This window comes from Ihubacter sp. rT4E-8 (assembly GCF_049852125.1).
GTDB lineage: Bacteria > Bacillota > Clostridia > Peptostreptococcales > Anaerovoracaceae > Senimuribacter.
This window is the reverse complement of the sequence record NZ_CP187532.1, coordinates 2,209,896-2,230,985: the sequence shown is the minus strand read 5'-3', so window position 1 is coordinate 2,230,985 and position 21,090 is coordinate 2,209,896. Positions and strand designations below refer to the sequence as shown.

The following is a 21,090-nucleotide window of genomic DNA, read 5'->3' as shown; positions in this document are numbered from 1 at the left end:
CGTGGGAAAACCGTTAATTGAATTACAAAACCTTAAGAAATATTTTGATATATCCAAAGGTGTACAACTTCACGCGGTGGACGGTGTTACGCTGACCATCAATGAAGGTGAGACTTTGGGCGTTGTAGGAGAGTCCGGATGCGGCAAGTCCACATTGGGAAGAACCGTTTTGAAGCTCCATGAGCCGACCGACGGTAAAATCGTCTTTGATGGAAATGATATTACCAATTATAAACATAAGCAGATTCACAAAATCCGGCAGGATATGCAGATGATTTTCCAGGATCCGTATTCTAGCCTGAATCCGCGCATGAGCGTGCAGGATCTGATCGCGGAGCCGCTAATTATCAACAAAGTCTGCAAAAGTAAGGCAGAGGTCTTTGACAAGGTGGCGGAACTGATGGAAACCGTAGGTCTTGCGGAAAGACTTGCAGGCGCGTATCCTCATGAGCTGGACGGCGGACGCCGCCAGAGAATCGGCGTAGCAAGAGCCTTGGCGCTGAATCCGAAGTTTATCGTCTGCGACGAGCCGGTATCTGCGCTGGACGTATCAATTCAGGCACAGATTCTGAACCTTTTGATGGATTTGCAGGACGAAAGAAACCTGACCTATATGTTCATCACCCATGACCTTTCCGTTGTACGTCACATCTCCGATCAGATCGCGGTTATGTATCTGGGGCAGTGTGTGGAACTGGCGCCATCCAAGGAATTGTTCAGAAATCCGATTCATCCATACACCAAAGCGCTGCTGTCAGCGATTCCAGTGCCTAGTATCGAGATGAAAGGAAAGAAAATCGAGGTCATCAAGGGAGAAGTATCGAACCCGATTAACCCGAAACCGGGCTGTCGTTTTGCGAACCGGTGTCCATTTGCCTCGGATGAATGCCGCGCGGCTGATATCCCGTTTGAGGAAAGAGAACCGGGACACTTTGTGGCTTGCTGCAAAGCATAAAAGGTGTGGATGAGCTTGGCTCTTGACGAAGGTTGTGCAGAAACGGCGTGCTTTGCCGGATTTTGCACAACTCTTTGGAGGTTTGGTTGTGCAAAAAGATTGATAAAATATGGAAATGCACAACTTTCGCTTGATGAAGCCTAATGCGTGTGAAATATTTTGAAAAAAGTTGTGCAGCGGGAGTTTTTTTCTTGTGAAATGCACAACTTTTTTCGTTTGCAGCGGATTGCTGTGACCGAAAGTTGTGCAATTTGCAGACTTCGAGGCAGGTTTTGCAAAACCTCGCCCATAAAAAGTTGTGCAGACAGCGGGTGAAAGGGAAGCATTTGCACAACCAAGGACACCAGAACAGGAGGAAATGAAAATGAATTTGGAAGAAAAGGTAATTGCCTTAAAGGAACATCAAAAAAAGCTGAAAGCGTATAATCACGCATCCAGCCTTTTATTTTACGACGCTTCTACTTCTATGCCGCCGGGCGCGGCGGAATCTATGAGCGCTACGATGGGCGTGATCAGTGGGGAAATCTACAGCCTGACGGTGAACCCTGAATTTAAAGCGTTGTTAGACGATTTGTACACGCAGCGTGAGACGTTGGATTTTCAGACTCGCCGCGAGGTAGAAGAACTTCACGAAGAACAGGAGAAGATAGAAAAGGTACCGAAAGAGGAAGTCATCGCCATGGAGGAAGCCCAGACCAGAGCCAATCACTATTGGGAGGTGGCGAAAAAGACCAATGATTTTTCCGTCTTCGCGCCTCATCTGGAAAAGCTGATTGAGATGAAAAAGCGATATGCGGCATATATCAATCCGGATGGCGATGTATACGATACGCTGCTGAACGAATTTGAGCGGGGTATGACCCAGGCGCAGATGGATCCGTTTTTCGATGCGCTGCGAAAAAAGCTGGTGCCTCTCATCAAGACGGTGAGCGAAGCGCAGCAGCCGAATACCACATTTTTAGCAGGCTCGTTTGATATAGAGGCGCAGAAGAAATTATCGGACTATGTGATGGATGTGATGGGCATCGACAAAGACCGCTGCATCCTGCGGGAAACGGAGCATCCGTTTACCATTGAATTCTCTAAAAATGACGTGCGCATTACCACCAAATATCTGGAAGACGATTTAACCAGCAATTTGTACAGTGTGGTCCACGAAAGCGGTCATGGGATGTATGAGCTCTCTGTTGATGACGCACTGCAGTTTTCTGTACTGGGCGCCGGGGCGACGACGGCGATTCACGAGTCCCAGTCTCGTCTGTGGGAAAACTATATTGGCAGAAGTCTGCCTTTCTGTAAGTTAATCTTCCCGAAGGTAAAGGAACTGTTTCCGGCACAGATGGAGGGCGTGAGTACGGAAGCTTTCTACCAGGCTGTGAATGTGGCGAAGCCGTCGCTTATCCGTACCGATGCGGATGAGCTGACTTATGCCCTGCATGTGATGGTGCGCTACGAACTGGAGAAACGTATTTTTGCAGGAGAACTTTCTGTGGCGGAACTTCCGGCGGAGTGGAATCGTCTGTACAAGGAATACCTTGGCATCGATGTACCTGACGATACCCGCGGCGTGCTGCAGGACGCTCACTGGGCAGGCGGCGCTTTCGGATATTTTCCAAGCTATGCTCTCGGAACGGCTTATTCCGCGCAGATTTACGCGGCGCTGCGCTCTGCAGTCGATGTAGACGCTTGCTGTGAAAAAGGCGACTTCGCGCCGGTGCGGCAATGGCTGACTGAAAAAATCTATCGTCACGGCATGCTGTATACGGCAGAGGAGCTGATTCAGATGACATGTGGAAAATCATTTGATCCGGCGTATTATGTGGATTATCTTGAGAGAAAGTTCAAGAGTTTATATGAAGTATAGGATTGTTATCCTGTAAAATAATCAGTTTATGAGCCCTGAGGAAAAAATCTCAGGGCTTATTCGATTTTTTGAAAATTTTTTGACTTTTTTTAGGCGGTGTAGTATAATTTAGTCAGAGTAATATCGAATATCGATACGATATTCGATATAGAGAGGAAACATCCGGAAAGGAAATTTGAATTTATGCCAAGGGAGAAATTTAAGACATTAACGGAACAGATGTATTATGTCCTTCTTGCACTCCAACGGGAGCTTTGCGGTGTCGATGTAATGGAGGTTGTCAGAGCGATGACTGACGGGCGCATTCGGCTGGGACCAGGCACCTTATATACACTCCTTGGCGACTTTGAAAAAGCAGGTCTGATCGAGGAAACTTCCAGAGAAGGAGCACGAGGTAAAATACGTTATCGCCTGACAGAGACAGGAAAAAATCGGCTTATGCAGGAGCATCAGCGGCATCTTCTGTTGATTTTGGATTTTGAGAAGCATTACGGAAAGGAGCAGTAAAAGATGAAACTGAAGCTGAAAAACGTGGATACTATGACTGTACGGTTAGCTTGTGAGGATAACGAATTGGACTCCCTTGCAGAATTTCTTGAGAAAAAAGCAGCTGAAGGCTGGGAACTTTCCAGTAAAACAGGCGCCATTTTAGGTTTTCGCAGAAGTAAAGTTCGGAAAGTGAAAGTCAGTGTGGAGCTGGTGTATGCGGACGATCATGATTCGGACAACGAGCGATTGATCGAATACTGTGAAGCGGCAGGGTGGCGTCATATTTTCAACGATGGAAAAATTCAGATTTTCGAAACCGATGATCTGGCAGCAGAGCCGATTCATACGGATCCAGTTGTAAAGCTGGAGACGATTCATCGCAGGGAGAAAAAGCTAATGCTTTGGCTTCCTATGGCAACTTTCGTATTGAACGTAATCATACAGGGTTACCTTTGGGTGAATTTTGACTATGGATATTTTCTGGAAAACAAAATCGTGCTATTGATGTTTATAATGCCAGTCCTAATACTGTTTGTTGTTCTGCAGGTCATCAGCTATCTGCACTGGTATCTAAATGCAAAAAAAATTGTCGCAGGCGGCCAGCCGCCGGACTACAGAAAGAAGTGGTTTCTCGCATAGCGGATAAAGTATTATTAGCAGTTATCATTATCATTGCCTGGGGCAGCCAGTTGATGGACGCATATTTTTCTGGGGAGCGGGTAAGGCTCATAACCACAATGATGTTATGTGCGGTATTTTTTCTGTTTGTAATATTGTTTCCTTTGCTGAGCGCCAGATTTGGAAAGCGGCGGGAGGGCAATTTCGGCACGTATATACTGGTTGGCATCATACTGGCAATCGTTGCATCGGGAATTGCCGGTGCAATTACAGCCAATACAGGAAATGATGAATATGTGCAGGTTGACGGCAGTTACCAAATGGTTTCTCTGGATGAATTGCCGCTTACGATGGAAGATTTGGGTATCGAAACGGCAGCATATGCGGATCGATATTGCGATAAAGGCGGATCGGTGTTTGTTCGGTATATGGAGTGCGATGATTTTTCTGATAATAGGCAGAAATATTGGCTTTCGTATAGGATCTATCTTGGAAATGCAAAGAAGCTTTCGCAATGGTTTATGGAAGAACGAAGGGAATTTATGGAGTTTTCCAGGATAGAAGATGAGAAATTAGGCGCTAAGGCGATTTATGCTGTAGTGGGAGATGAGGGCGCTGAGGAGAATAAGAGATTGTTGGAATACGATGACAGAATTATTTGGCTGAACACAAATATACCGCTTAATGACAGTCAGAAGCAAACGCTCAGTCAGAAGCTTCTTGTGGTAGAAGAATAAAAAAGGTGTGCATAACTGAATGGAGATTCCTATGCACACAAGTACGTCATCTTACCAGATACCTTATGATTCTATATTTCTGTATTATAACCGAAACTCCTTGTAATTAAAAGAATATTAGCGTAAAATGTAAGTACCTGTAATATAGTAAGGAGCATTTCATGATCAACTACTTCTTTGTGAACCCGGCAGCGGGTCAGGGGAAAGGTATTGAGAAATTGATTGCTGATATTAAGGCTTCGGCTGAGGCTTTAAATATGCAGTATGAAATATATATAACAAAGGCAACAGCCGATGGGGAGACTGCTGCCCGTAATATCGCACAGCAGCTGAAGGGGAAACAAGCAAGATTTTACTCCTGTGGCGGCGATGGGACGCTCAATGAAATTTTAAACGGTGCGGCAGGATTTGAAAACATCTCTGTGGGTTGCATACCCATTGGAACCGGTAATGATTTTGTACGAAATTTCCCGGAAGCAGGGGACTTTCATTCCATTCGGGCGCAGCTCTTAGCAGAACCGCGGCCAATTGATCTGATTCGTTACGCCGGAGTGATCAACGGCGGCTATCAGCAACGGTATTGCGCCAATATGTTTAATATCGGGTTTGACTGCAATGTGGTTGAGTTGGCAGGACGGCTGAAGAAGAAACCGTTTATTGCCGGTCCGGCGGCATATCTGTTGGCGGTACTGGGTATATTTCTTCAGAAAAAAGTGATTCGACTTAGGGTGGAAGAACGGGGACAAGTATTAAAGGATGGGGAGGTTTTACTCTGTGCTATTGCTAATGGAGCTTATTGCGGAGGGGGGATGTTTACATCACCGCAGTCGTCTGTGGACGACGGAAATTTTGATCTGAACCTGATCAGAGATGTATCCAGAGTTACTTTTGTGAAGCTTTTTCCAAAATATAAAGCAGGAAGCCATTTGGGGTTGCCTGGTATTGATGATATCTTGACGGTAAAGCGCTGCACGTCTCTGATGTTAACGCCAAAGGAAAAGAATTTCTTTCTCTGTGTAGACGGTGAAATTGCTCTGGCGGAGAAAATTGAATTTACTATTGTACCCGGAGCGCTTTCCTTCCTTCTTCCTGCTAAGCCCTAAAGCCGTATATCCACGGTTTGAACGGGCTGCAGGCCGACAGGACCTTCGATATAGACTGCTTTCAGGATGCCGTTTGCTTTCTCGCAGGTGGCAGTGATCGTCCCGGCAGGCTGAGGCAGGGAAAAGCGGAACGTACCAGATGTTTCATTTTGACAGAATGCAGCAGCGACAGCCGTAACCCCGGAGGCACAGCTGCCTTCAATGTAGGTTGTATTTACGTCTTTCACATAGACGATAGGCGTCAGCCGGTTCTCGCTTGAATCGTAAAACATAACTCCAACTGCAGGCGGCGCGAACTTTTCGTTGATGTAATTCTTTATCACATCAAAATTTTCCATACTAGGATATTGGTCCTGTACGATCACGTGAACGATACCGTCGAGATCTACGATTTTACTGTTTTTCAGCAGGGAGCAAAGGGCGTCAGTCCTGGGGATGCCGTCAAGGTCGGGCTCTGTGATTTTCCGAGGCAGAGGCATTTTGATTTTAGTATAATCATTTGTGGTATCGACCGCTACGTGCAGACGTTCATTACAGCCGCTGACAGAGATATCTATGACGGAATGGCCGGAGAGGCCTTCTTTTTTTGCCTGCATTAAAGCGAAGGATCGAGAGGCGTTTCCGCAGAATTCCAGACCGCACATTTCCATGGAGTTTTTACCGGTGACAAAAGCTACCTGCTCAGCCGCGAATTCCTTTACGGAAAGCAGTTCTGTAGCGACAGACTGGTATTGACTGCGGGGAAATGAATCCAATACGAAAATAGTGATATTTCCTGCCGGATTCGCAATGCATATGCGCACTTTCTGCGTAGATTGTTTTTTGTTCATAAGAATATCTCCTGCCTCAAAAGATTTGATTATAATATAGCATAGATTGCAGGGGATTTCAAATGAAGGTCTTGGGACATTACAGGTTGGGAATGACGACTCCAGCGATTGCTCAAACTCCAGTAAAATAATTTTCCCGTCGGTGCATTCGTCCCGCTTGGTCATCGCTTGATATTTCCACTTTTTAAAAATCAGTCTCTTTGATTTGCCGCACACGGCAGGTTTGCGGCAACTGCTACAACTACCAGTACGATGGCTATGTATTACGAGCTGGGCGAATTGAGGAAATTGAGCTTGAATGACAAAAGGCTGTTCTTTTCGAATTTTCGAAGCAGATACAAAAAAGAAAAATCCAGCGCCTCGCACGGTTACTGGATTTCTCATTGGCGGAGAGTCAGGGATTCGAACCCTGGGTCCGGTTAAGGACACAGCATTTCGAGTGCTGCACGATCGACCACTCTGACAACTCTCCACGACCATAAAAGTATATCATGAATTGGCATTGGTTTCAATAGAAAAAATATCACATCAACTGGAATAAATACCAAAACCTTTATGAAAACAGCAAGACGAGCTCCATCCTCTGTGATATATTATAATCGGATAAAATAATCATTGGCATGGGAGGAGCTTCAAATGTTAGCAATTGGAATAGATACCGGCGGTACGTGCACTGACGCGGTCGTCTATGATACAGAGAATCATAAGGTTTTATCCCGGAGTAAGACGCCGACAACGAGACCGGATCTTTGTGTCGGCATTATCAAGGCTTTGCGGGAGTTAGATCGCGCCTTAATTGAAAGGGCGTCTTATATATCGCTTTCTACCACGTTAGCAACCAACGCCTGCGTAGAAAATAAGGGCGGCAGAGCGAAGCTAGTTTTTATCGGTGTGAAGCAGGCTGTGATCGAAAAGATGCAAGGTGAATATGGTCTGCCGCCGGTTGATGAAATATGTTTCCTGCCGGGCGATCCACTGAAGGCTGATGAGCCGGAACCGGATTGGGAATCATTTGCAGCACAGGCGGAAACCATTTTTGACGGTTACGACAGCGCGGCAATTGTACAGATGAATCCTAAGTATAATGACGGCGATTACGAAGAAAAGGCAGCGGCGATTCTTCGCAAAAAACTGAGTATACCGTGTATCAAAGGCTATGATCTCTACCAGGAACTAAATGTCCAAAAACGAGGCGCTACAGCTTTGCTCAATGCCAGACTGCTTTCTGTAATGGAAGAATTTTTCAGAGCGATTGATAAATCGTTAAAGGAATTGGGCATTCAATTGCCTATCGTGATCGTCAGAAGTGACGGAAGCGTTATGAGTAGAGATTTTGCGGGGAAACGGCCGGTAGAGACATTGCTTTGCGGGCCGGCGGCCAGCATCATCGGCGCTATGGAGCTTTCTGATGAACCTGATGCTATGATTGTAGATATGGGAGGAACAACCAGCGACATAGCCATGATTCGACATGGAGAGGCTGTTACAGCCGCGTCAGGCATATCCATTGGCGATTGGAAAACCATGGTCAGGGGCGTATCGATTGATACCTTTGCCCTGGGCGGAGATACAGCGGTAAAATATAGAGGCAGAGACTTGTATCTGGATCAGCGCCGATATATTCCTTTATGTATGCTGGCGGAGGAATATCCTCAGATCATTAAAAAGCTGAAGACATTGGTTCACATGGATCGTGCGTTCAGCTATCCCGCTAACGAGTTCTTTCTGCTGGTTAAAGAGCCCGCGGATCTGTCATCCTTTACTGCCGGTGAACAGCGGTTTATCAAAGCGCTCACCCAAGGCCCTTTGATCTACAGGGAAGCGGCAGAAGCTGCCCGTATCAGTCCGCATGTGTTGAATATGGGAAGAATGGAAGACTTAGGAATTGTGATGCGATCTGGGATGACACCTACGGACGCTATGCATGTAAACGGAGATTATATTCAGTACAACGCACAGGCATCGCAATTAGGCGCTGCGTATTTAGCGATCGTGATGAAAGCAACGCCGGAGATGGCTTGTCAGGAGATTTACGAGATGGTTAAGTGCCGTCTGTACAGTAATCTGGTGGCAATTTTTATGAAGTATGAAACGGGCAGGGATTTGGCGGATGAAGAAAAAGAGCAGCTTATGAAGCTGTCTTCCTACATCTTTAGAAATCGAAAGAAGTCTGTGACAGAACGTTTTGTCAACCCGAATTTCTGCGTTCCGTCGAAACTGATCGGAATTGGAGGTCCTACGAAAATCTTTTTAAAAGATGTTGCGGATTTAATGCAGACAGAAGCAGTATTTCCAGAAGACGGAAAAGTAGCCAATGCCATCGGCGCGGCCATGGGAAACATCAATACAGAATGTATCATCCGCATCGAACCGTATAAGGGCATTCGAAGCTCCTACCTGACGTACGTTATTACCGGCGGTTCGAAAACACTCTCTCTGCCGGAATACACGGAAGCCGTAGAGACAGCGAAAGCGCTGGCAGGGGAGGGCGCTCGGCAACGAGCCGTGCAGCAGGGCGCGTCAGAGAACATAGAAATAGAGGTTACAGTAGAAGAAAACAGATACCGGCGCAGCCGCCGCAACCAGGACGATCTGATAGAAACCGTCGTCACGGCTAAAGCGGTTTCATCACAGCATGGATGATCAAAGGGTATCTGCCAGAACGATATCTACAACCCGAAGACATCGGTTTGCCACGGTGAATTGCACGTTAAAGTTACTGTAGATGAGGCCGTAGATACGGTGAGGATCATCCTGATATCCAGGTCGTGGATCTTGCGCTAAAATTTCCAGAAGACCGGCTTGCAGCTCAGTGGGAACGTGTGACAACAGGTCTGCGGAAATATCAACCCGGAGCTGGTGGGATTTTGTGTGATCCTGAAATCCGCAGATCGCTTCAGGGTGAGAATCCGTAGAAATATACGGCTTAATATCGTAGATAGGCGTTCCATCTAACAGATCTGCGCCAGAAATCAGAATAAAAAGGCCCGAGCGAGGGTCTTTTTCTATTGCTTCCAGTTTAACAGAAGAAAGACCAAGTCCGTTGGGACGGAAAGGGGAACGGGTGGCAAATACGCCGACGCGGGTATTTCCACCGAGACGAGGCGGTCGTACGGTAGGACGCCATCCTTTCTGTTGGTTTTCAGAGAATCCCCAGATCAGCCAAATATGTGAGAAATCGGAAAGTCCACGTACAGCTTCTTCGCTGGCAAAGTCTTTACGAAAGACAATTCGCGAGGTAACAGAGGGCGTCAGGCCGCTTTGCCGTGGAATACCGAATTTGGTTAAAAACGGACTTTGTATATATGCGATAGGTGTTATATTAACAGACATATGCTCCATGGGATAGCCTCCTTAGGATATATTATAAAGGGCTTTTTTCTTTTCCGCAACATTTCTGTGCCCGTTAAACAGATTTCTGTTGTCAAATAGAGGTCGGTGGAAAGGTATCCATATACTGGTTACTTTTTGGTTATTTTATTTTGAGAAAATTTCTGAAATCTATTGACATAGATCGGATTCTGCGGTATGATGTGATTGTAAACAACTTAAGAGAGATATTCAGCAAAGGCAAACCGGCTAAAAGGCAGGGACGCAAAGCTATAGGGGCTAAACCGCAAGGCACGCCAGCCAGCTACCGTATCGTTGAAATTGATATGTATGATATATCGAAAGCAAGTAAACGATCATTTGGTGAATTCTCCTGAATGATTTTTTTCATTAAAAAAGAATATGGGCAAACTTGGGGAAACTCAGGGACGCAAAACTATAGGGTCTAAAGCGAAAGCATGACAGCCAGTTGCCGTTGCGTGAAGACGCAGCGTAAACAAAGGAATGGTATCATTCAACCTCTACCGGAAGTCAGGACTGCTTTAACCTAGGGCAGTCTTTTTTATCGGAAAGATTTTCGGAGGCAGAATGATGAAAAGAGCAATTAAGGTATTCGCAATGATCGCAATGGTATTGCTGGCAACCAGTATCGCAGCGTTTGCAGCTACGGACACCGTAGACGCGGCAAGTAAAAAGATGATTCCGGGAACCAATGCAAAGGCAGACAGCAGAGTGGTAAATTCTTTTGTAGATTTGGGGTTTACTGTTAAATATGATAAAAATTTGGGACATGCAGGCGTTTTTAGTGTAGCGAAGCATGCAGTGATTATGAAAAGTAATAATACCACTCACGTGCTTCATGAGATGGGCCATTTTGTATCCAGACTGCAGAACGCGGCCGATGAGAAGAAAGCCTTTGTAAAAATTTATAAAGCTGAGAAAAACAATTACGACGGGGCGCAAAAGGAATATATTACAAAGAACAGTAAGGAGTATTTCGCACAGTCTTTTGCGGAATACACGCAAAATCCTGCAAAGCTGAAAAATAACAGGCCTCAGACATATGAATACATAAAAGCTCAGGTTGATACGATTAGCCAGCAGCATGTGGACAACATGTATGCGGCGTATGGATGGGCATGGTAAGAAAATGAAAATCTCCCGACCTGCTTAAAAGCAGATACAGGAGATTTTTTCTTAATTATATTTCGTTTCCTGGAAACTGGGGAATTCCTTCGAATCCCACTTTTAGATCTTCATCGGTTGGAATGTAGTCTGACATTTGTCCATTGTTAAATGATTCATAGGCTTTTAGGTCAAAATATCCTGTTCCGGTTAATCCAAAGAGGATTGTTTTTTCCTCACCGGTTTCTTTGCATCTCAGCGCTTCATCGATGGCTACTTTGATTGCATGGCTGCTTTCCGGCGCAGGCAGGATGCCTTCAATTCTCGCGAATTCTTCGGCAGCTTTGAAAACTTCTGTTTGTTCCGCGCTGCGAGCCTCCATCAAGCCCTGATCATAGAGCTCCGACAGAACAGAACTCATTCCGTGGTATCTCAGACCGCCGGCGTGATTAGCTGATGGAATGAAACCGCTTCCAAGGGTGTACATTTTAGCTAAAGGACAAACCATTCCTGTATCACAGAAATCATAGACGTATTTACCGCGGGTCAGGCTAGGACAGGAGGCAGGTTCTACGGCGATAAAGTGATAGTCGGCCTCTCCACGAAGCTTTTCGCCCATAAATGGGGAGATTAGGCCGCCAAGATTAGATCCGCCGCCGGCGCAGCCTATAATGATATCCGGTTTGATACCGTATTTGTCCATGGCTGTTTTCGTTTCCAGACCGATAATGCTTTGGTGGAGGAGAACCTGAGAGAGTACGCTGCCCAGCACGTATCTGTATCCTTCACGGCTTGTTGCGGACTCTACGGCCTCAGAAATGGCGCATCCCAGGCTGCCGGTAGTTCCAGGATGAGCTTCCAGTATTTTTTTGCCGATTTCCGTGGTAGTAGACGGGGAAGGGGTAACGTTAGCCCCATAGGTTCTCATAACCTCCCGGCGGAATGGCTTTTGTTCGTAAGAAACTTTGACCATGTACACGTCGCATTCTAAGTTCAAATAAGCGCACGCCATGGAAAGGGCAGTTCCCCATTGACCAGCTCCTGTTTCAGTAGTTACGCCCTTGAGCCCCTGTTTCTTGGCATAGTAAGCCTGCGCAATGGCGGAATTTAGCTTGTGGCTGCCGCTGGTGTTGTTGCCTTCAAATTTGTAGTAAATTTTTGCGGGAGTTTGCAGCTTTTCTTCCAGACAGTAAGCGCGAACCAGAGGCGCAGGACGGTACATTTTATAAAAATCCTGGATTTCCTGCGGAATGTCGAAGTATGGAGTAGTATCGTCTAATTCCTGTTTTACCAGTTCGTCACAGAATACGCCGCGGAGTTCATCAAAGGTCATAGGCTGCAGTGTGGCTGGATTCAATAACGGAGCCGGTTTTTTCTTCATGTCAGCACGAACATTGTAATATTGTGTCGGCATCTCGCTTTCCTCAAGATAAATTTTGTAAGGGATTTTTTTGGTTTCATTGTTCATCGTAGTGTTCTCCTTTCGTTTTACATGGACAGGAGTTTGTAAATTGGGTTAGGTCATGTGCAGTCAGCCCTTAGCCAATCAGTCTTCGCTTACACTCGACCTTGCCTACGCCGTAGCTTCTTGCTGCTCAGACATCACCTTCGGCTCGTCTTTGCAGAGAATCCTGGCGTTTGACCTACCAACAATTTACGTTGTAAATTGGGTTAGGTCATAAAAAAACTCCTGTCCCAGACAAATCTTTTGCTGGGACAAGAGTAATAGGTTCTCTTGCGGTGCCACCCGGCTTGACGCAGCTTAATTGCTGTGCCCACTCAGCGCATACTATCATATGCCGATTTTGTTTACGGAGTATCTTCTCCGGCGCTCCTACTGAGGTTCATACGATATGATCCGGTTCGGTTTGCCCTCAGGAGTCCATTCGGCTTCGTCTTTTCCTGCTGTAATCTCACCACCTACAGCTCTCTCAAAGGTAAGTATCAAAGCTTACTACTCTCCCTCAAAGGTTTGTCTGTTATTAAGTTTACTGCTATAGAATAGCATGGTATTTGTAATGTGTCAATATTTTTGTAAAAAAACACAATGTTTTTTTGTAGAACATAGAGAAAACCACAAATCATGGTGTGCGTCTTATTATTAGCCAAGGCTTACATCGAGAATCATCATGATGAGAAATCCGGCGATAAAGCCTAAAGTTGCCAGCTTTTCTTTGTCACAGGTTTGTGCTTCCGGTAAAAGCTCCTGTACAACGACATAGATCATAGTGCCGGCTGCGAAGGCCAGAAGCAGCGGCATCAGCGGTGTGATTAAAGTTGCCAGTATAGCTGCTAATACACCGAAAACCGGTTCGACGATGGCAGACATACTGCCGTAAAGGAAGGCTTTTTTTCGTCCCATGCCGTCTTTGATCAAAGGCAGAGCGACAGCTGTACCTTCTGGATAGTTCTGGATACCAATGCCCAGCGCTAACGCCAATGCGCCGGAAAAAAGAGCCGGATTTCCAGGATCGCTCATAGCCAAAGCAAAGGCCAGACCTACGGCCATGCCCTCCGGGATATTGTGAACGGTGATGGCGATGACCAGCATCAATGTGCTCTGCTTCAGACTGATCACTTTGCCGCTTTGCAGGCGGGCCTCATAATGGCGTTTTAAAAGTCCATCGGCAAAGAGCAGAGTGACTACGCCAAGAAGAAAGCCGCCTGTCATAATCAGCCAACTGATTTGACCCGCTTGTTCAGCCCGCTCAATACCCGGCAGTAGCAGGGACCATACAGACGCGGCAATCATTACGCCGCCGGCAAAGCCCAAAAAGACACATTGTACTGTATTGCTGACTTCTTTTTTTACCCAAAAAACATTTAAGGCACCCAGGGTGGTTACCGAAAAGGTAAACAGGGTGCCCAGTAGTGCCCATGTAATTCCATTCATCGGTCTATTCAACTCCTAAAATAATCTATTCTCACGATTATCCTTATGAGTGGCACAGCGGTTTTGTGCCTGACCGAAGCAGAATGCAGAAAAAGCAGTTATCGAATCTGACCTGTTCCGCGGATTACGTATTTGTAGCTGACCAACTGATCAACACCCATCGGTCCTCTGGCATGGAGCTTTTGGGTTGAGATGCCGATTTCAGCGCCAAGTCCCATTTCTCCGCCATCGGTGAAGCGGGTAGAGGCATTGTGATAAACGGCGGCCGAATCTACGGAAGCAAGAAAAATAGCTGCGGCGTTTACGTCATCCGTCACAATACAGTCGCTGTGATGTGACGAGTATTGTTCGATATGGTCAATTGCATCGTCTAAGGAAGATACCGTTTTGACGCCCAGTATATAGTCCAGATATTCGCAAGCCCAATCTTCCTCACCGGCGGCTTCAGCTTCTGGCAGAAATTCCTTTGCCGTCTTATCCGCCCGCAGTAAAACATTTTCAGAGGCCAGACGGTCTGCCAAAAGAGGCAGGAATTTTGCTGCCACATGCTCGTGGACCAAAAGCTTTTCCGCAGCATTGCAGACGGAAGGACGGGAAGTTTTTGCGTTAAATACGATGTCTGCGGCCATGTTTAAATTTGCGGCTTTATCTACATAGATGTGGCAGTTCCCCACGCCGGTTTCTATAACAGGAACTTTTGCGTTGTCTACCACTGAACGGATCAATCCGGCGCCGCCTCTTGGAATCAAAACATCCAGGTACTCTGTCATTGTCATCATTTCCTGCGCCGAAGCCCGTGAGGTATCTGCGACCAGCTGTATGCAGTCAGGATCAAAACCTGTTTCTGCCAGAGCTTTCCTCATAATGGAGGCGATGGCCGCATTGGAATGGTAAGCCTCCTTGCCTCCTCTGAGAATGCAGGAATTACCCGCTTTGATGCAGAGGGAGGCGCAGTCGCTGGTTACGTTAGGACGAGCCTCAAAGATGATGCCGACGACGCCCAGTGGAACGGCGGTTTTTTCGATAAAAAGGCCGTTAGGCCGCTTAATCGTTTCTAATATTTTGCCAACCGGATCAGGCCAGACTGCCACAGCGCGAATACCTTCTGCCATACCGGCAACTCGCTCTGTATTTAATGACAGACGGTCGATCATAGAAGGCGGTAATATGCCTTCTGCAGCTGCCAGATCCGCGGCATTAGCTGTCAGAATTTCGTCTGTATGTTCGATCAAAGCATCGGCCATAGCAAGTAAAGCTCGTTCTTTTGTTTCAGGAGAAGCAGTACGCAGCCTGCGCGCCGCCTGCCGAGCCAGCTGACCCATTTTTTCCAGTTCTGTCATGATGATACCTCCTTACAACCAAATACAGTTCCGATATCTGCTCCGTCAAAGAGCGCGTAGAGATTGGCCGGATTATCGCCTTTTATTACGCAGCAGGGGATACCGGCCGCGGTGGAACGTCTGGCAGCGCTGATCTTTGTGGCCATGCCGCCAGTACCGAACGCAGAACCTGCGCCGCCTGCCAGCGCCTCTATTTTTTCATCAATTACAGGGACAAAAGGTATCCGTCTGGCGTTTTCATCTTTGCGGGGGTCTCGGTCATAGAGACCGTCGATATCAGTGAGAATTACAAGAAGGTCGGATTCTGTTAAAACAGCCACCATGGCTGACAATGTATCATTGTCGCCGATATTGTGACCTTCTAATTCGTTGGTAGCAACAGTGTCATTTTCATTGACAATCGGTATAACGCCCATGGAAAGCAGTTCACTGAATGTATTTTGCACGTTGTGGCGATCCGTTTCGCTGTCTACGGCATCGTATGTCAATAGAATCTGAGCTACCGTATGATTGAATTCTCCAAAGAACTTGTCATACATAAACATCAGCTCGCACTGTCCTATGGCGGCAAGAGCTTGTTTTTTACTGGTTTCATCGGGACGCTTTCCTAATCCTAATTTTCCAACGCCAACGCCGATAGCTCCGGAGGAAACCAGTATAATTTCTTTACCGGCATTCTGCAGGTCGCTGAGAACCTTACACAGAGCCTCTATGTGGCGAATATTTATTTTGCCGCTTTTATGGGTCAGGGTGGAGGTCCCTACCTTGACCACCACCCTGCGGCTTTTGGTTATTTTATCGTTATGCATTAAATATCTCCAGACTTCTGTCTAATATTCCATTGATATGAGCGATTAAAGTACCGTAATTGGTGAACGCTGTTCCGGCGCTTTGCGCAAGGGACATACGTGATTCCATTTCCCGTTCGTTGAGCATGCAGCCGCCGCAGTGAACGATGAGAGCATACTGTTTGAGCGCTTCTTCTTTCTGCGGGAATTCGCCTCCGCTGGTAAATTCGAAGGTCAGATCTTTCCCTGAAAAGCGGCAAATCCAATCAGGCAGTTTTACTGTACCGATATCCTCACATTGCCTGTGGTGGGTACATCCCTCAGAGATCAAAATTCTGTCGCCGTCCTTTAAAGCTGACAAGTGGTGCGCGCCTGCTGACGCTGTATCCAGAATTCCTTTATATCTGGCAAACAAAATAGAAAAGGAGGTCAGCTTGACATCTTCGGGAACGATATCCTTAACCTGATTGAACGCCTGACTGTCTGTAACCACCAGGGCCGGAGGCTCCTTCAACGCGGAAAGACATCCGGGAAGCTCTGAAACCTGACAGACCATGCAGGACGCGTGTGCATCCAGAATATCACGAATGGTCTGCACCTGGGGCAGAATCATGCGGCCTTTGGGTGCAGAGCTGTCGATGGGCGTTACCAGGATGACCAGGCCGCCGTCAGGCAGCCTGTCTCCGATAATTTTTTTATCTTCTGTTTGGGCGGACTTTGCAATAGACGCAAGTTTGTTTTTTAGTTCTTCTATTCCCTGACCGGTCAGGGCGCTTACCGTTATATAAGGGTAAGAAATGCCGGAGAGCCGGACGTTTTTGGTAGCTTCAGGCAGATCTCCTTTGTTAAAAACTAAAAGAAATGGCGTTTTTTTCTTTTGGAACATGCTGACCAAAGCTTCATCTTCGGCTGACATGCCTGCAGTTTGGTCGACAACCAGTACGGCAATATCGGTTTTGTTGAGGATTTGAAGGGTTTTTTCGACCCGCTTCTCGCCAACCGCGCCGCTGTCGTCGATACCGGGTGTATCAATGATGACCACAGGTCCAAGAGGCAGTAATTCCATAGCCTTTTTTACAGGGTCGGTCGTTGTGCCCTTTACATCGCTGACGATCGCCAGATCCTGTCCGGTGACAGCGTTGACAAGGCTGGATTTTCCGGCATTGCGCCGTCCGAAAAAGCTGATATGAAGCCGATTTGCGGAGGGCGTCTTATTAAAATCTGAAGTCTCTTTTGCCATGTTCGATCTCCTTGATATACTCTTCCGCGATCTGACGGACTTTTTCTTTCGGAATGTTGTTAAGCTCTCTGGCAATCAGCTGTTCTCCTACTTGGCGCGTTTCTGGTTTTGCGTAATCCACCAGATATTCTTTCAGTGTCATCAGGGCGTTAGGGTGGCAGCAGTTTAGGATCTGCCCGCTTTTACAGAGGCTCATGAAGCGGTCGCCGGTACGGCCTTCTCTGTAGCATGCGGTACAGAAGCTCGGAATGTAGTCCATATCCATGAGCCATTTCACCACTTCATCCAGAGTTCTTCTGTCGTCCGTTTCAAATTGTTCTGAGTTTTCATCTTCTGGTTCTTCTTCATCGTAGCCGCCGACACTGGTTCTGGAAGCGCCGCTGATCTGAGAAATACCTAAGTGAAGGGCGCGGGCGCGCATTTCCTGGCTCTCTCTGGTGGACATGATCATACCGGTGTAAGGCACAGAGATACGAATGATAGCGATAATTTTGGCAAACAGATCGTCTGTGATACCTCCATCGACGCCACCGTCAAAATCTGCAGGATCCACATCGTCTGCCGGTCTGATTCTCGGTACGCTGATCGTATGTGGTCCTACGCCATGTACAGCTTCCAGATGCTCAGCGTGCATCAGCAGACCGGCAAGTTCGTAGCGGTATAAATCTAATCCGAAGAGAACGCCCAGACCTACATCGTCAATGCCGCCTTCCATAGCTCTGTCCATAGCTTCGGTATGCCATGTATAGTTGTGTTTTGGTCCTGTTGGATGAAGTTTTTCATAGCTTTCCTTATGATATGTTTCCTGGAACAGGATATAAGTACCGATACCTGCCTCCTTCAACATTCTGTATTCTTCTACGGTCGTAGCAGCGATGTTGACATTGACACGACGGATTGCACCATTTTTATGGTTAATGGAGTAGACCGTTTTAATGCACTCCAGAATGTATTCAATTGGGCTGTTGACAGGATCTTCTCCGGATTCCAGAGCCAGACGCTTGTGCCCCATGTCCTGCAGAGCGATTACTTCGCGCCGGATGTCGTCCTGGGTCAGTTTTTTTCTGGCGATGTGCTTATTCTGATGATGATATGGACAGTAAACACAGCCGTTAACACAATAATTGGAAAGGTATAGCGGCGCGAACATGACGATGCGGTTACCATAGAAATCTTTCTTGATCTGTTCCGCCAGCTTGCAGATTTCATCAATGACCTCTGGGTCTTCACACGCAAGAAGTAGAGAGGCTTCTCTGTGATCAATGCCCTTGCGGAGCGCCGCTTTGTCAAGAATCTGTCTTACCAGTTCCTTATTGTCTTTGTTTTCATCTGCGTATTCCAGCGTTTTCATGATCTCGTCATGGCAGATGAATTCTTCAGCTTTTAATGATTTTGGATTATACATATGTTTTTTCCTTTCTTTCAGGTCAGAACCGGGGTTTGCCGGGACTTTCCTGTTAGTTAATTTAATATATTTCAAGACTGTCACCTCGTTCGGCGACAACCTGATAGCCGATATTCTCCATGGACTTTCTCAGATGGGCTACACTTTCTGCCGCCTCATCTCCGGTAGCAATTTTATTGTCATAGAGGATATATTTTGTTCTCACATCCTTGGGTGAAAGGTTAGGCATGATAACGTTTGCACCGGCTTTGATACCTCGCTCGCGACCATCCTCCTCAGCAGTTCCCAGAGCCGTAGTAGCCGGAAGGAGAATCTTTGGAAGCAGGAGTCTGATTACACTGAGAAGTCTGATTGTTAGCTCAGATGAACCTGCAGGTTGACTTTCAAAGGGAGTTCCGGCGGCCGGTAAAAAAGGGCCGATTCCTATCATATGAGGATGGAATTCCATGAGAAAACGCAGATCCTCTATGATGCAGTCCAGGGTTTGGTAAGGAGAACCTACCATGAACCCACATCCAGTTTGAAAGCCGATTTCTTTTAGATCACGCAGACAGCGCATTCTGTTTTCCAGAGTAAGGCTGTCTGGATGTAATTTACTGTAGTGGCGGCTGTCGCCTGTTTCATGACGGAGCAGATATCGATCTGCGCCTGCGTGAAAGAGCTTCTGGTAGCTTTCTCTGCTGCGTTCGCCTATGGACAGGGTAATAGCGCAGTCCGGAAAGTTTTTTCGGATTGCGGCAACCAGATCAGATAGTCTTTGATCAGTCCAGTACGGATCTTCGCCGCCCTGCAGGACAAAAGTACGAAACCCCAGCTGATATCCGGTTTCGCAGCAGTCCAATATCTGTTCCGGTGAAAGCCTGTATCGGCTGACGTTGGCGTGACTATGTCGAATGCCGCAGTAGTAGCAGTCATTTTTGCAGTAATTGGTAAATTCGATCAGTCCTCTAATGTAGACCTTATTACCGTAGTTTTTTTGGCGTATATTGTCCGCAGCCAGAGCAAGCGCCCTGCTGACTGCAGGATCAGGATCAGAAAGAAGCGCCTTTAGGCTGTGGCTGTCTGGCATTTCTCTAATCTTCAACTGATTGATTGTTTCCGCGTGTTTATCATTCATTGGCATAGGCCACCTTGCTGCTAACGCCGGACAGTCTTCCAATTTTACCGGATAAAGCGTTGACAACATCCTGTGGCGCGTCTATGGCAACACTGATGATCTGAATGCTTTTTTCGCGATAGGGAATGCCCATGCGGCCGATAATATAGTCGCGGTAAGCGTGCAGAATTTCATTCAGCTGTTCAATCACCTTTGTATCCTTGACGATAATAGAGATGAGACCAACCCTGGTTTCTGTTCTATGCTCCATGCATTAGCTCCTTTCTGTTGTCACTGATTTTTGATAGTTCCATTTTAACATGACAGTTTGTATTAGGCAAGGCAAACGGTATGCTTTGCACAGGAATCCTGCGGTAGTCGTTTTCGCATCAAAGGGGATTTTACGGCGCTCACGCAGCTTTTTTATTCTTTTTTGCTTATGGTTGCGTTTACTCTGCAAAAAGCGCAGCTATTTGCATCCTTTTTAGTTAAACTTGCGTATTAAGCAGTTTTTTTCTTTATTTTATAGAAAAATGTGCAATAAAAGTTTGATTTTCCCACATAAAACAGGGGGGTAATTCTGTATACGCGCAACTTTCATGAAAAGATACATGGATAGCTGCGTGTTCCCGCTGCTTGACGCAATTTTTTACGAAAAAGTAGTAGTTTGCTGCGTCTTTTTATAGGTGCGCGCAATTTTTAATAAGAATTGCGAAATTGTTGCGTATATGCGACTGCCATGAGGAAATAGGAGCATGCGTACTTGATTGTCAAGAATTGAAACTTCAAGCAGAGGCCTTTATGCGTTTACTCTGTGCGCCTTGCTGGTATATTTATACACTATAATGAAGCTTTTAATCATTTGACAAGGAAAACAGAAGATGACAAGAAAATGTAAAAAATGGTTCATGAGAAGGTTGACAAAAATGTACCGGGGGGGGGTATAATGTTTATTGTAAATAAAAAAAGGCAAAACTGCCGTGAGGTAGTGACGCAAAGCTATAGGGCCTTGACAGATCGGCAAGACAGCCAGTTGCATTTTACGATAAAGGATACACCTTTGATTTGCATAAGACGACTATAGCCTTGCGTTCGATGCAAGGCTTTTTGCCTGTATGCAGGACGTTGAAATACGTCAGAATCAAAAATTTTATGAAAAGGAGGATGTCTTGCCAAAACCGGCGAAAGCCGGTGACGGAAAGCTAGAGGGCCTTACCATCCCCATGGTTGGCAGCCAGCTGTCCGGGTAAAAGGAGTGACCCGGTAAAAGCGGTAAT

Annotated in this window: 18 protein-coding genes, 1 tRNA gene and 4 riboswitches; of the genes, 8 read left to right on the top strand and 11 right to left on the bottom strand. The window is 46.5% G+C overall.

Translation table 11 applies throughout. From position 1 onward, the window contains the following. Position 1 precedes the first annotated feature (1 nt). The 6 genes from ACPW7J_RS11135 to ACPW7J_RS11110 all read left to right on the top strand — a co-directional run bounded on the left by ACPW7J_RS11135 (position 2) and on the right by ACPW7J_RS11110 (position 5,766). Positions 2-955, top strand: a complete 954-nt coding sequence (locus tag ACPW7J_RS11135; protein ID WP_424959547.1) for an ABC transporter ATP-binding protein — start codon at positions 2-4, stop codon at positions 953-955. A 364-nt stretch (positions 956-1,319) separates the two neighbouring features. After that, the gene (locus ACPW7J_RS11130; RefSeq protein WP_424959548.1) at positions 1,320-2,819 is read left to right on the top strand and encodes a carboxypeptidase M32; all 1,500 of its coding nucleotides are present in this window, start codon (positions 1,320-1,322) and stop codon (positions 2,817-2,819) included. 183 nt (positions 2,820-3,002) lie between these two features. After that, positions 3,003-3,326: a PadR family transcriptional regulator gene (locus ACPW7J_RS11125; protein WP_424959549.1), complete on the top strand. Its 324-nt coding sequence runs from the start codon at positions 3,003-3,005 to the stop codon at positions 3,324-3,326. Between the two features lie 3 nt (positions 3,327-3,329). Next, the gene (locus tag ACPW7J_RS11120; protein ID WP_424959550.1) at positions 3,330-3,947 is read left to right on the top strand and encodes a DUF2812 domain-containing protein; all 618 of its coding nucleotides are present in this window, start codon (positions 3,330-3,332) and stop codon (positions 3,945-3,947) included. Next, positions 3,932-4,663 (top strand): hypothetical protein, encoded by a 732-nt coding sequence (locus ACPW7J_RS11115; protein WP_424959551.1) that lies wholly within the window; start codon positions 3,932-3,934, stop codon positions 4,661-4,663. The genes ACPW7J_RS11120 and ACPW7J_RS11115 overlap by 16 nt, the downstream gene beginning before the upstream one ends. 161 nt (positions 4,664-4,824) lie before the next feature. Next, positions 4,825-5,766 (top strand): diacylglycerol/lipid kinase family protein, encoded by a 942-nt coding sequence (locus ACPW7J_RS11110; protein WP_424959552.1) that lies wholly within the window; start codon positions 4,825-4,827, stop codon positions 5,764-5,766. On the opposite strand, the gene ACPW7J_RS11105 is transcribed toward ACPW7J_RS11110, so the two are convergent. Both ACPW7J_RS11105 and ACPW7J_RS11100 read right to left on the bottom strand, forming a co-directional pair. Then, positions 5,763-6,596 carry a hypothetical protein gene (locus ACPW7J_RS11105; protein ID WP_424959553.1) on the bottom strand — a complete coding sequence of 278 codons (834 nt, stop codon included), beginning with the start codon at positions 6,594-6,596 and terminating at the stop codon, positions 5,763-5,765. The two genes, ACPW7J_RS11110 and ACPW7J_RS11105, sit on opposite strands and share 4 nt — an antisense overlap. A gap of 384 nt (positions 6,597-6,980) precedes the next feature. After that, positions 6,981-7,068: transfer RNA gene (locus ACPW7J_RS11100), tRNA-Ser, on the bottom strand. Positions 7,069-7,232: 164 nt separating this feature from the next. On the opposite strand from ACPW7J_RS11100, the gene ACPW7J_RS11095 reads away from it, so the two are divergent. Continuing rightward, on the top strand, positions 7,233-9,239 hold the full coding sequence (locus ACPW7J_RS11095) for a hydantoinase/oxoprolinase family protein (protein ID WP_424959554.1): 2,007 nt from the start codon (positions 7,233-7,235) through the stop codon (positions 9,237-9,239). Here ACPW7J_RS11095 and tsaA read toward each other — a convergent pair whose 3' ends face one another. After that, the gene (gene tsaA, locus ACPW7J_RS11090) at positions 9,240-9,938 is read right to left on the bottom strand and encodes a tRNA (N6-threonylcarbamoyladenosine(37)-N6)-methyltransferase TrmO (RefSeq protein WP_424959555.1); all 699 of its coding nucleotides are present in this window, start codon (positions 9,936-9,938) and stop codon (positions 9,240-9,242) included. It abuts the gene before it with no gap. A 217-nt stretch (positions 9,939-10,155) separates the two neighbouring features. Further along, a riboswitch (cyclic di-GMP riboswitch) is annotated at positions 10,156-10,238 on the top strand. Positions 10,239-10,321: 83 nt separating this feature from the next. Beyond that, positions 10,322-10,403, top strand: a riboswitch (cyclic di-GMP riboswitch). Between the two features lie 111 nt (positions 10,404-10,514). Here tsaA and ACPW7J_RS11085 point away from each other — a divergent pair. Further along, positions 10,515-11,072 carry an anthrax toxin lethal factor-related metalloendopeptidase gene (locus ACPW7J_RS11085; protein ID WP_424959556.1) on the top strand — a complete coding sequence of 186 codons (558 nt, stop codon included), beginning with the start codon at positions 10,515-10,517 and terminating at the stop codon, positions 11,070-11,072. Between the two features lie 55 nt (positions 11,073-11,127). On the opposite strand, the gene ACPW7J_RS11080 is transcribed toward ACPW7J_RS11085, so the two are convergent. From ACPW7J_RS11080 to ACPW7J_RS11045, 8 genes are all read right to left on the bottom strand, one after another. Further along, positions 11,128-12,519 (bottom strand): TrpB-like pyridoxal phosphate-dependent enzyme, encoded by a 1,392-nt coding sequence (locus tag ACPW7J_RS11080; protein WP_424959557.1) that lies wholly within the window; start codon positions 12,517-12,519, stop codon positions 11,128-11,130. A 633-nt stretch (positions 12,520-13,152) separates the two neighbouring features. Continuing rightward, a complete protein-coding gene (locus tag ACPW7J_RS11075) occupies positions 13,153-13,944 on the bottom strand; it encodes a ZIP family metal transporter (protein WP_424959558.1) in 792 nt (263 codons plus the stop codon). 98 nt (positions 13,945-14,042) lie between these two features. Beyond that, positions 14,043-15,284 carry a glutamate-5-semialdehyde dehydrogenase gene (locus ACPW7J_RS11070; RefSeq protein ID WP_424959559.1) on the bottom strand — a complete coding sequence of 414 codons (1,242 nt, stop codon included), beginning with the start codon at positions 15,282-15,284 and terminating at the stop codon, positions 14,043-14,045. Beyond that, complete coding sequence (gene proB, locus ACPW7J_RS11065; RefSeq protein ID WP_424959560.1) at positions 15,281-16,093, bottom strand: glutamate 5-kinase; 813 nt, start codon at positions 16,091-16,093, stop codon at positions 15,281-15,283. Before proB ends, ACPW7J_RS11070 begins: the two co-directional genes overlap by 4 nt. After that, positions 16,086-17,312, bottom strand: a complete 1,227-nt coding sequence (gene hydF, locus ACPW7J_RS11060) for a [FeFe] hydrogenase H-cluster maturation GTPase HydF (protein WP_424959561.1) — start codon at positions 17,310-17,312, stop codon at positions 16,086-16,088. The genes proB and hydF overlap by 8 nt, the downstream gene beginning before the upstream one ends. Then, positions 17,287-18,717, bottom strand: coding sequence for a [FeFe] hydrogenase H-cluster radical SAM maturase HydG (hydG, locus tag ACPW7J_RS11055; protein ID WP_424959562.1), 1,431 nt, complete (start codon positions 18,715-18,717; stop codon positions 17,287-17,289). The genes hydF and hydG overlap by 26 nt, the downstream gene beginning before the upstream one ends. Positions 18,718-18,778: 61 nt before the next feature. After that, the gene (gene hydE / locus ACPW7J_RS11050; protein WP_424959563.1) at positions 18,779-19,834 is read right to left on the bottom strand and encodes a [FeFe] hydrogenase H-cluster radical SAM maturase HydE; all 1,056 of its coding nucleotides are present in this window, start codon (positions 19,832-19,834) and stop codon (positions 18,779-18,781) included. After that, positions 19,827-20,084, bottom strand: a complete 258-nt coding sequence (locus ACPW7J_RS11045) for a TM1266 family iron-only hydrogenase system putative regulator (protein WP_424959564.1) — start codon at positions 20,082-20,084, stop codon at positions 19,827-19,829. Before ACPW7J_RS11045 ends, hydE begins: the two co-directional genes overlap by 8 nt. Before the next feature lie 687 nt (positions 20,085-20,771). After that, positions 20,772-20,854: riboswitch (cyclic di-GMP riboswitch) on the top strand. Positions 20,855-20,974: 120 nt separating this feature from the next. After that, positions 20,975-21,059: riboswitch (cyclic di-GMP riboswitch) on the top strand. Positions 21,060-21,090: the final 31 nt, after the last annotated feature.

Coding starts and splice junctions, on each gene's coding strand:
- tsaA (WP_424959555.1), bottom strand. CDS start 9,938: ATGGAGCATATGTCTGTTAATATAACACCTATCGCATATATACAAAGT.
- ACPW7J_RS11075 (WP_424959558.1), bottom strand. CDS start 13,944: ATGAATGGAATTACATGGGCACTACTGGGCACCCTGTTTACCTTTTCG.
- hydF (WP_424959561.1), bottom strand. CDS start 17,312: ATGGCAAAAGAGACTTCAGATTTTAATAAGACGCCCTCCGCAAATCGG.
- ACPW7J_RS11105 (WP_424959553.1), bottom strand. CDS start 6,596: ATGAACAAAAAACAATCTACGCAGAAAGTGCGCATATGCATTGCGAAT.
- ACPW7J_RS11110 (WP_424959552.1), top strand. CDS start 4,825: ATGATCAACTACTTCTTTGTGAACCCGGCAGCGGGTCAGGGGAAAGGT.
- ACPW7J_RS11120 (WP_424959550.1), top strand. CDS start 3,330: ATGAAACTGAAGCTGAAAAACGTGGATACTATGACTGTACGGTTAGCT.
- ACPW7J_RS11125 (WP_424959549.1), top strand. CDS start 3,003: ATGCCAAGGGAGAAATTTAAGACATTAACGGAACAGATGTATTATGTC.
- proB (WP_424959560.1), bottom strand. CDS start 16,093: ATGCATAACGATAAAATAACCAAAAGCCGCAGGGTGGTGGTCAAGGTA.
- ACPW7J_RS11095 (WP_424959554.1), top strand. CDS start 7,233: ATGTTAGCAATTGGAATAGATACCGGCGGTACGTGCACTGACGCGGTC.
- ACPW7J_RS11080 (WP_424959557.1), bottom strand. CDS start 12,519: ATGAACAATGAAACCAAAAAAATCCCTTACAAAATTTATCTTGAGGAA.
- hydE (WP_424959563.1), bottom strand. CDS start 19,834: ATGAATGATAAACACGCGGAAACAATCAATCAGTTGAAGATTAGAGAA.
- ACPW7J_RS11130 (WP_424959548.1), top strand. CDS start 1,320: ATGAATTTGGAAGAAAAGGTAATTGCCTTAAAGGAACATCAAAAAAAG.
- ACPW7J_RS11070 (WP_424959559.1), bottom strand. CDS start 15,284: ATGACAGAACTGGAAAAAATGGGTCAGCTGGCTCGGCAGGCGGCGCGC.
- ACPW7J_RS11045 (WP_424959564.1), bottom strand. CDS start 20,084: ATGGAGCATAGAACAGAAACCAGGGTTGGTCTCATCTCTATTATCGTC.
- hydG (WP_424959562.1), bottom strand. CDS start 18,717: ATGTATAATCCAAAATCATTAAAAGCTGAAGAATTCATCTGCCATGAC.
- ACPW7J_RS11085 (WP_424959556.1), top strand. CDS start 10,515: ATGATGAAAAGAGCAATTAAGGTATTCGCAATGATCGCAATGGTATTG.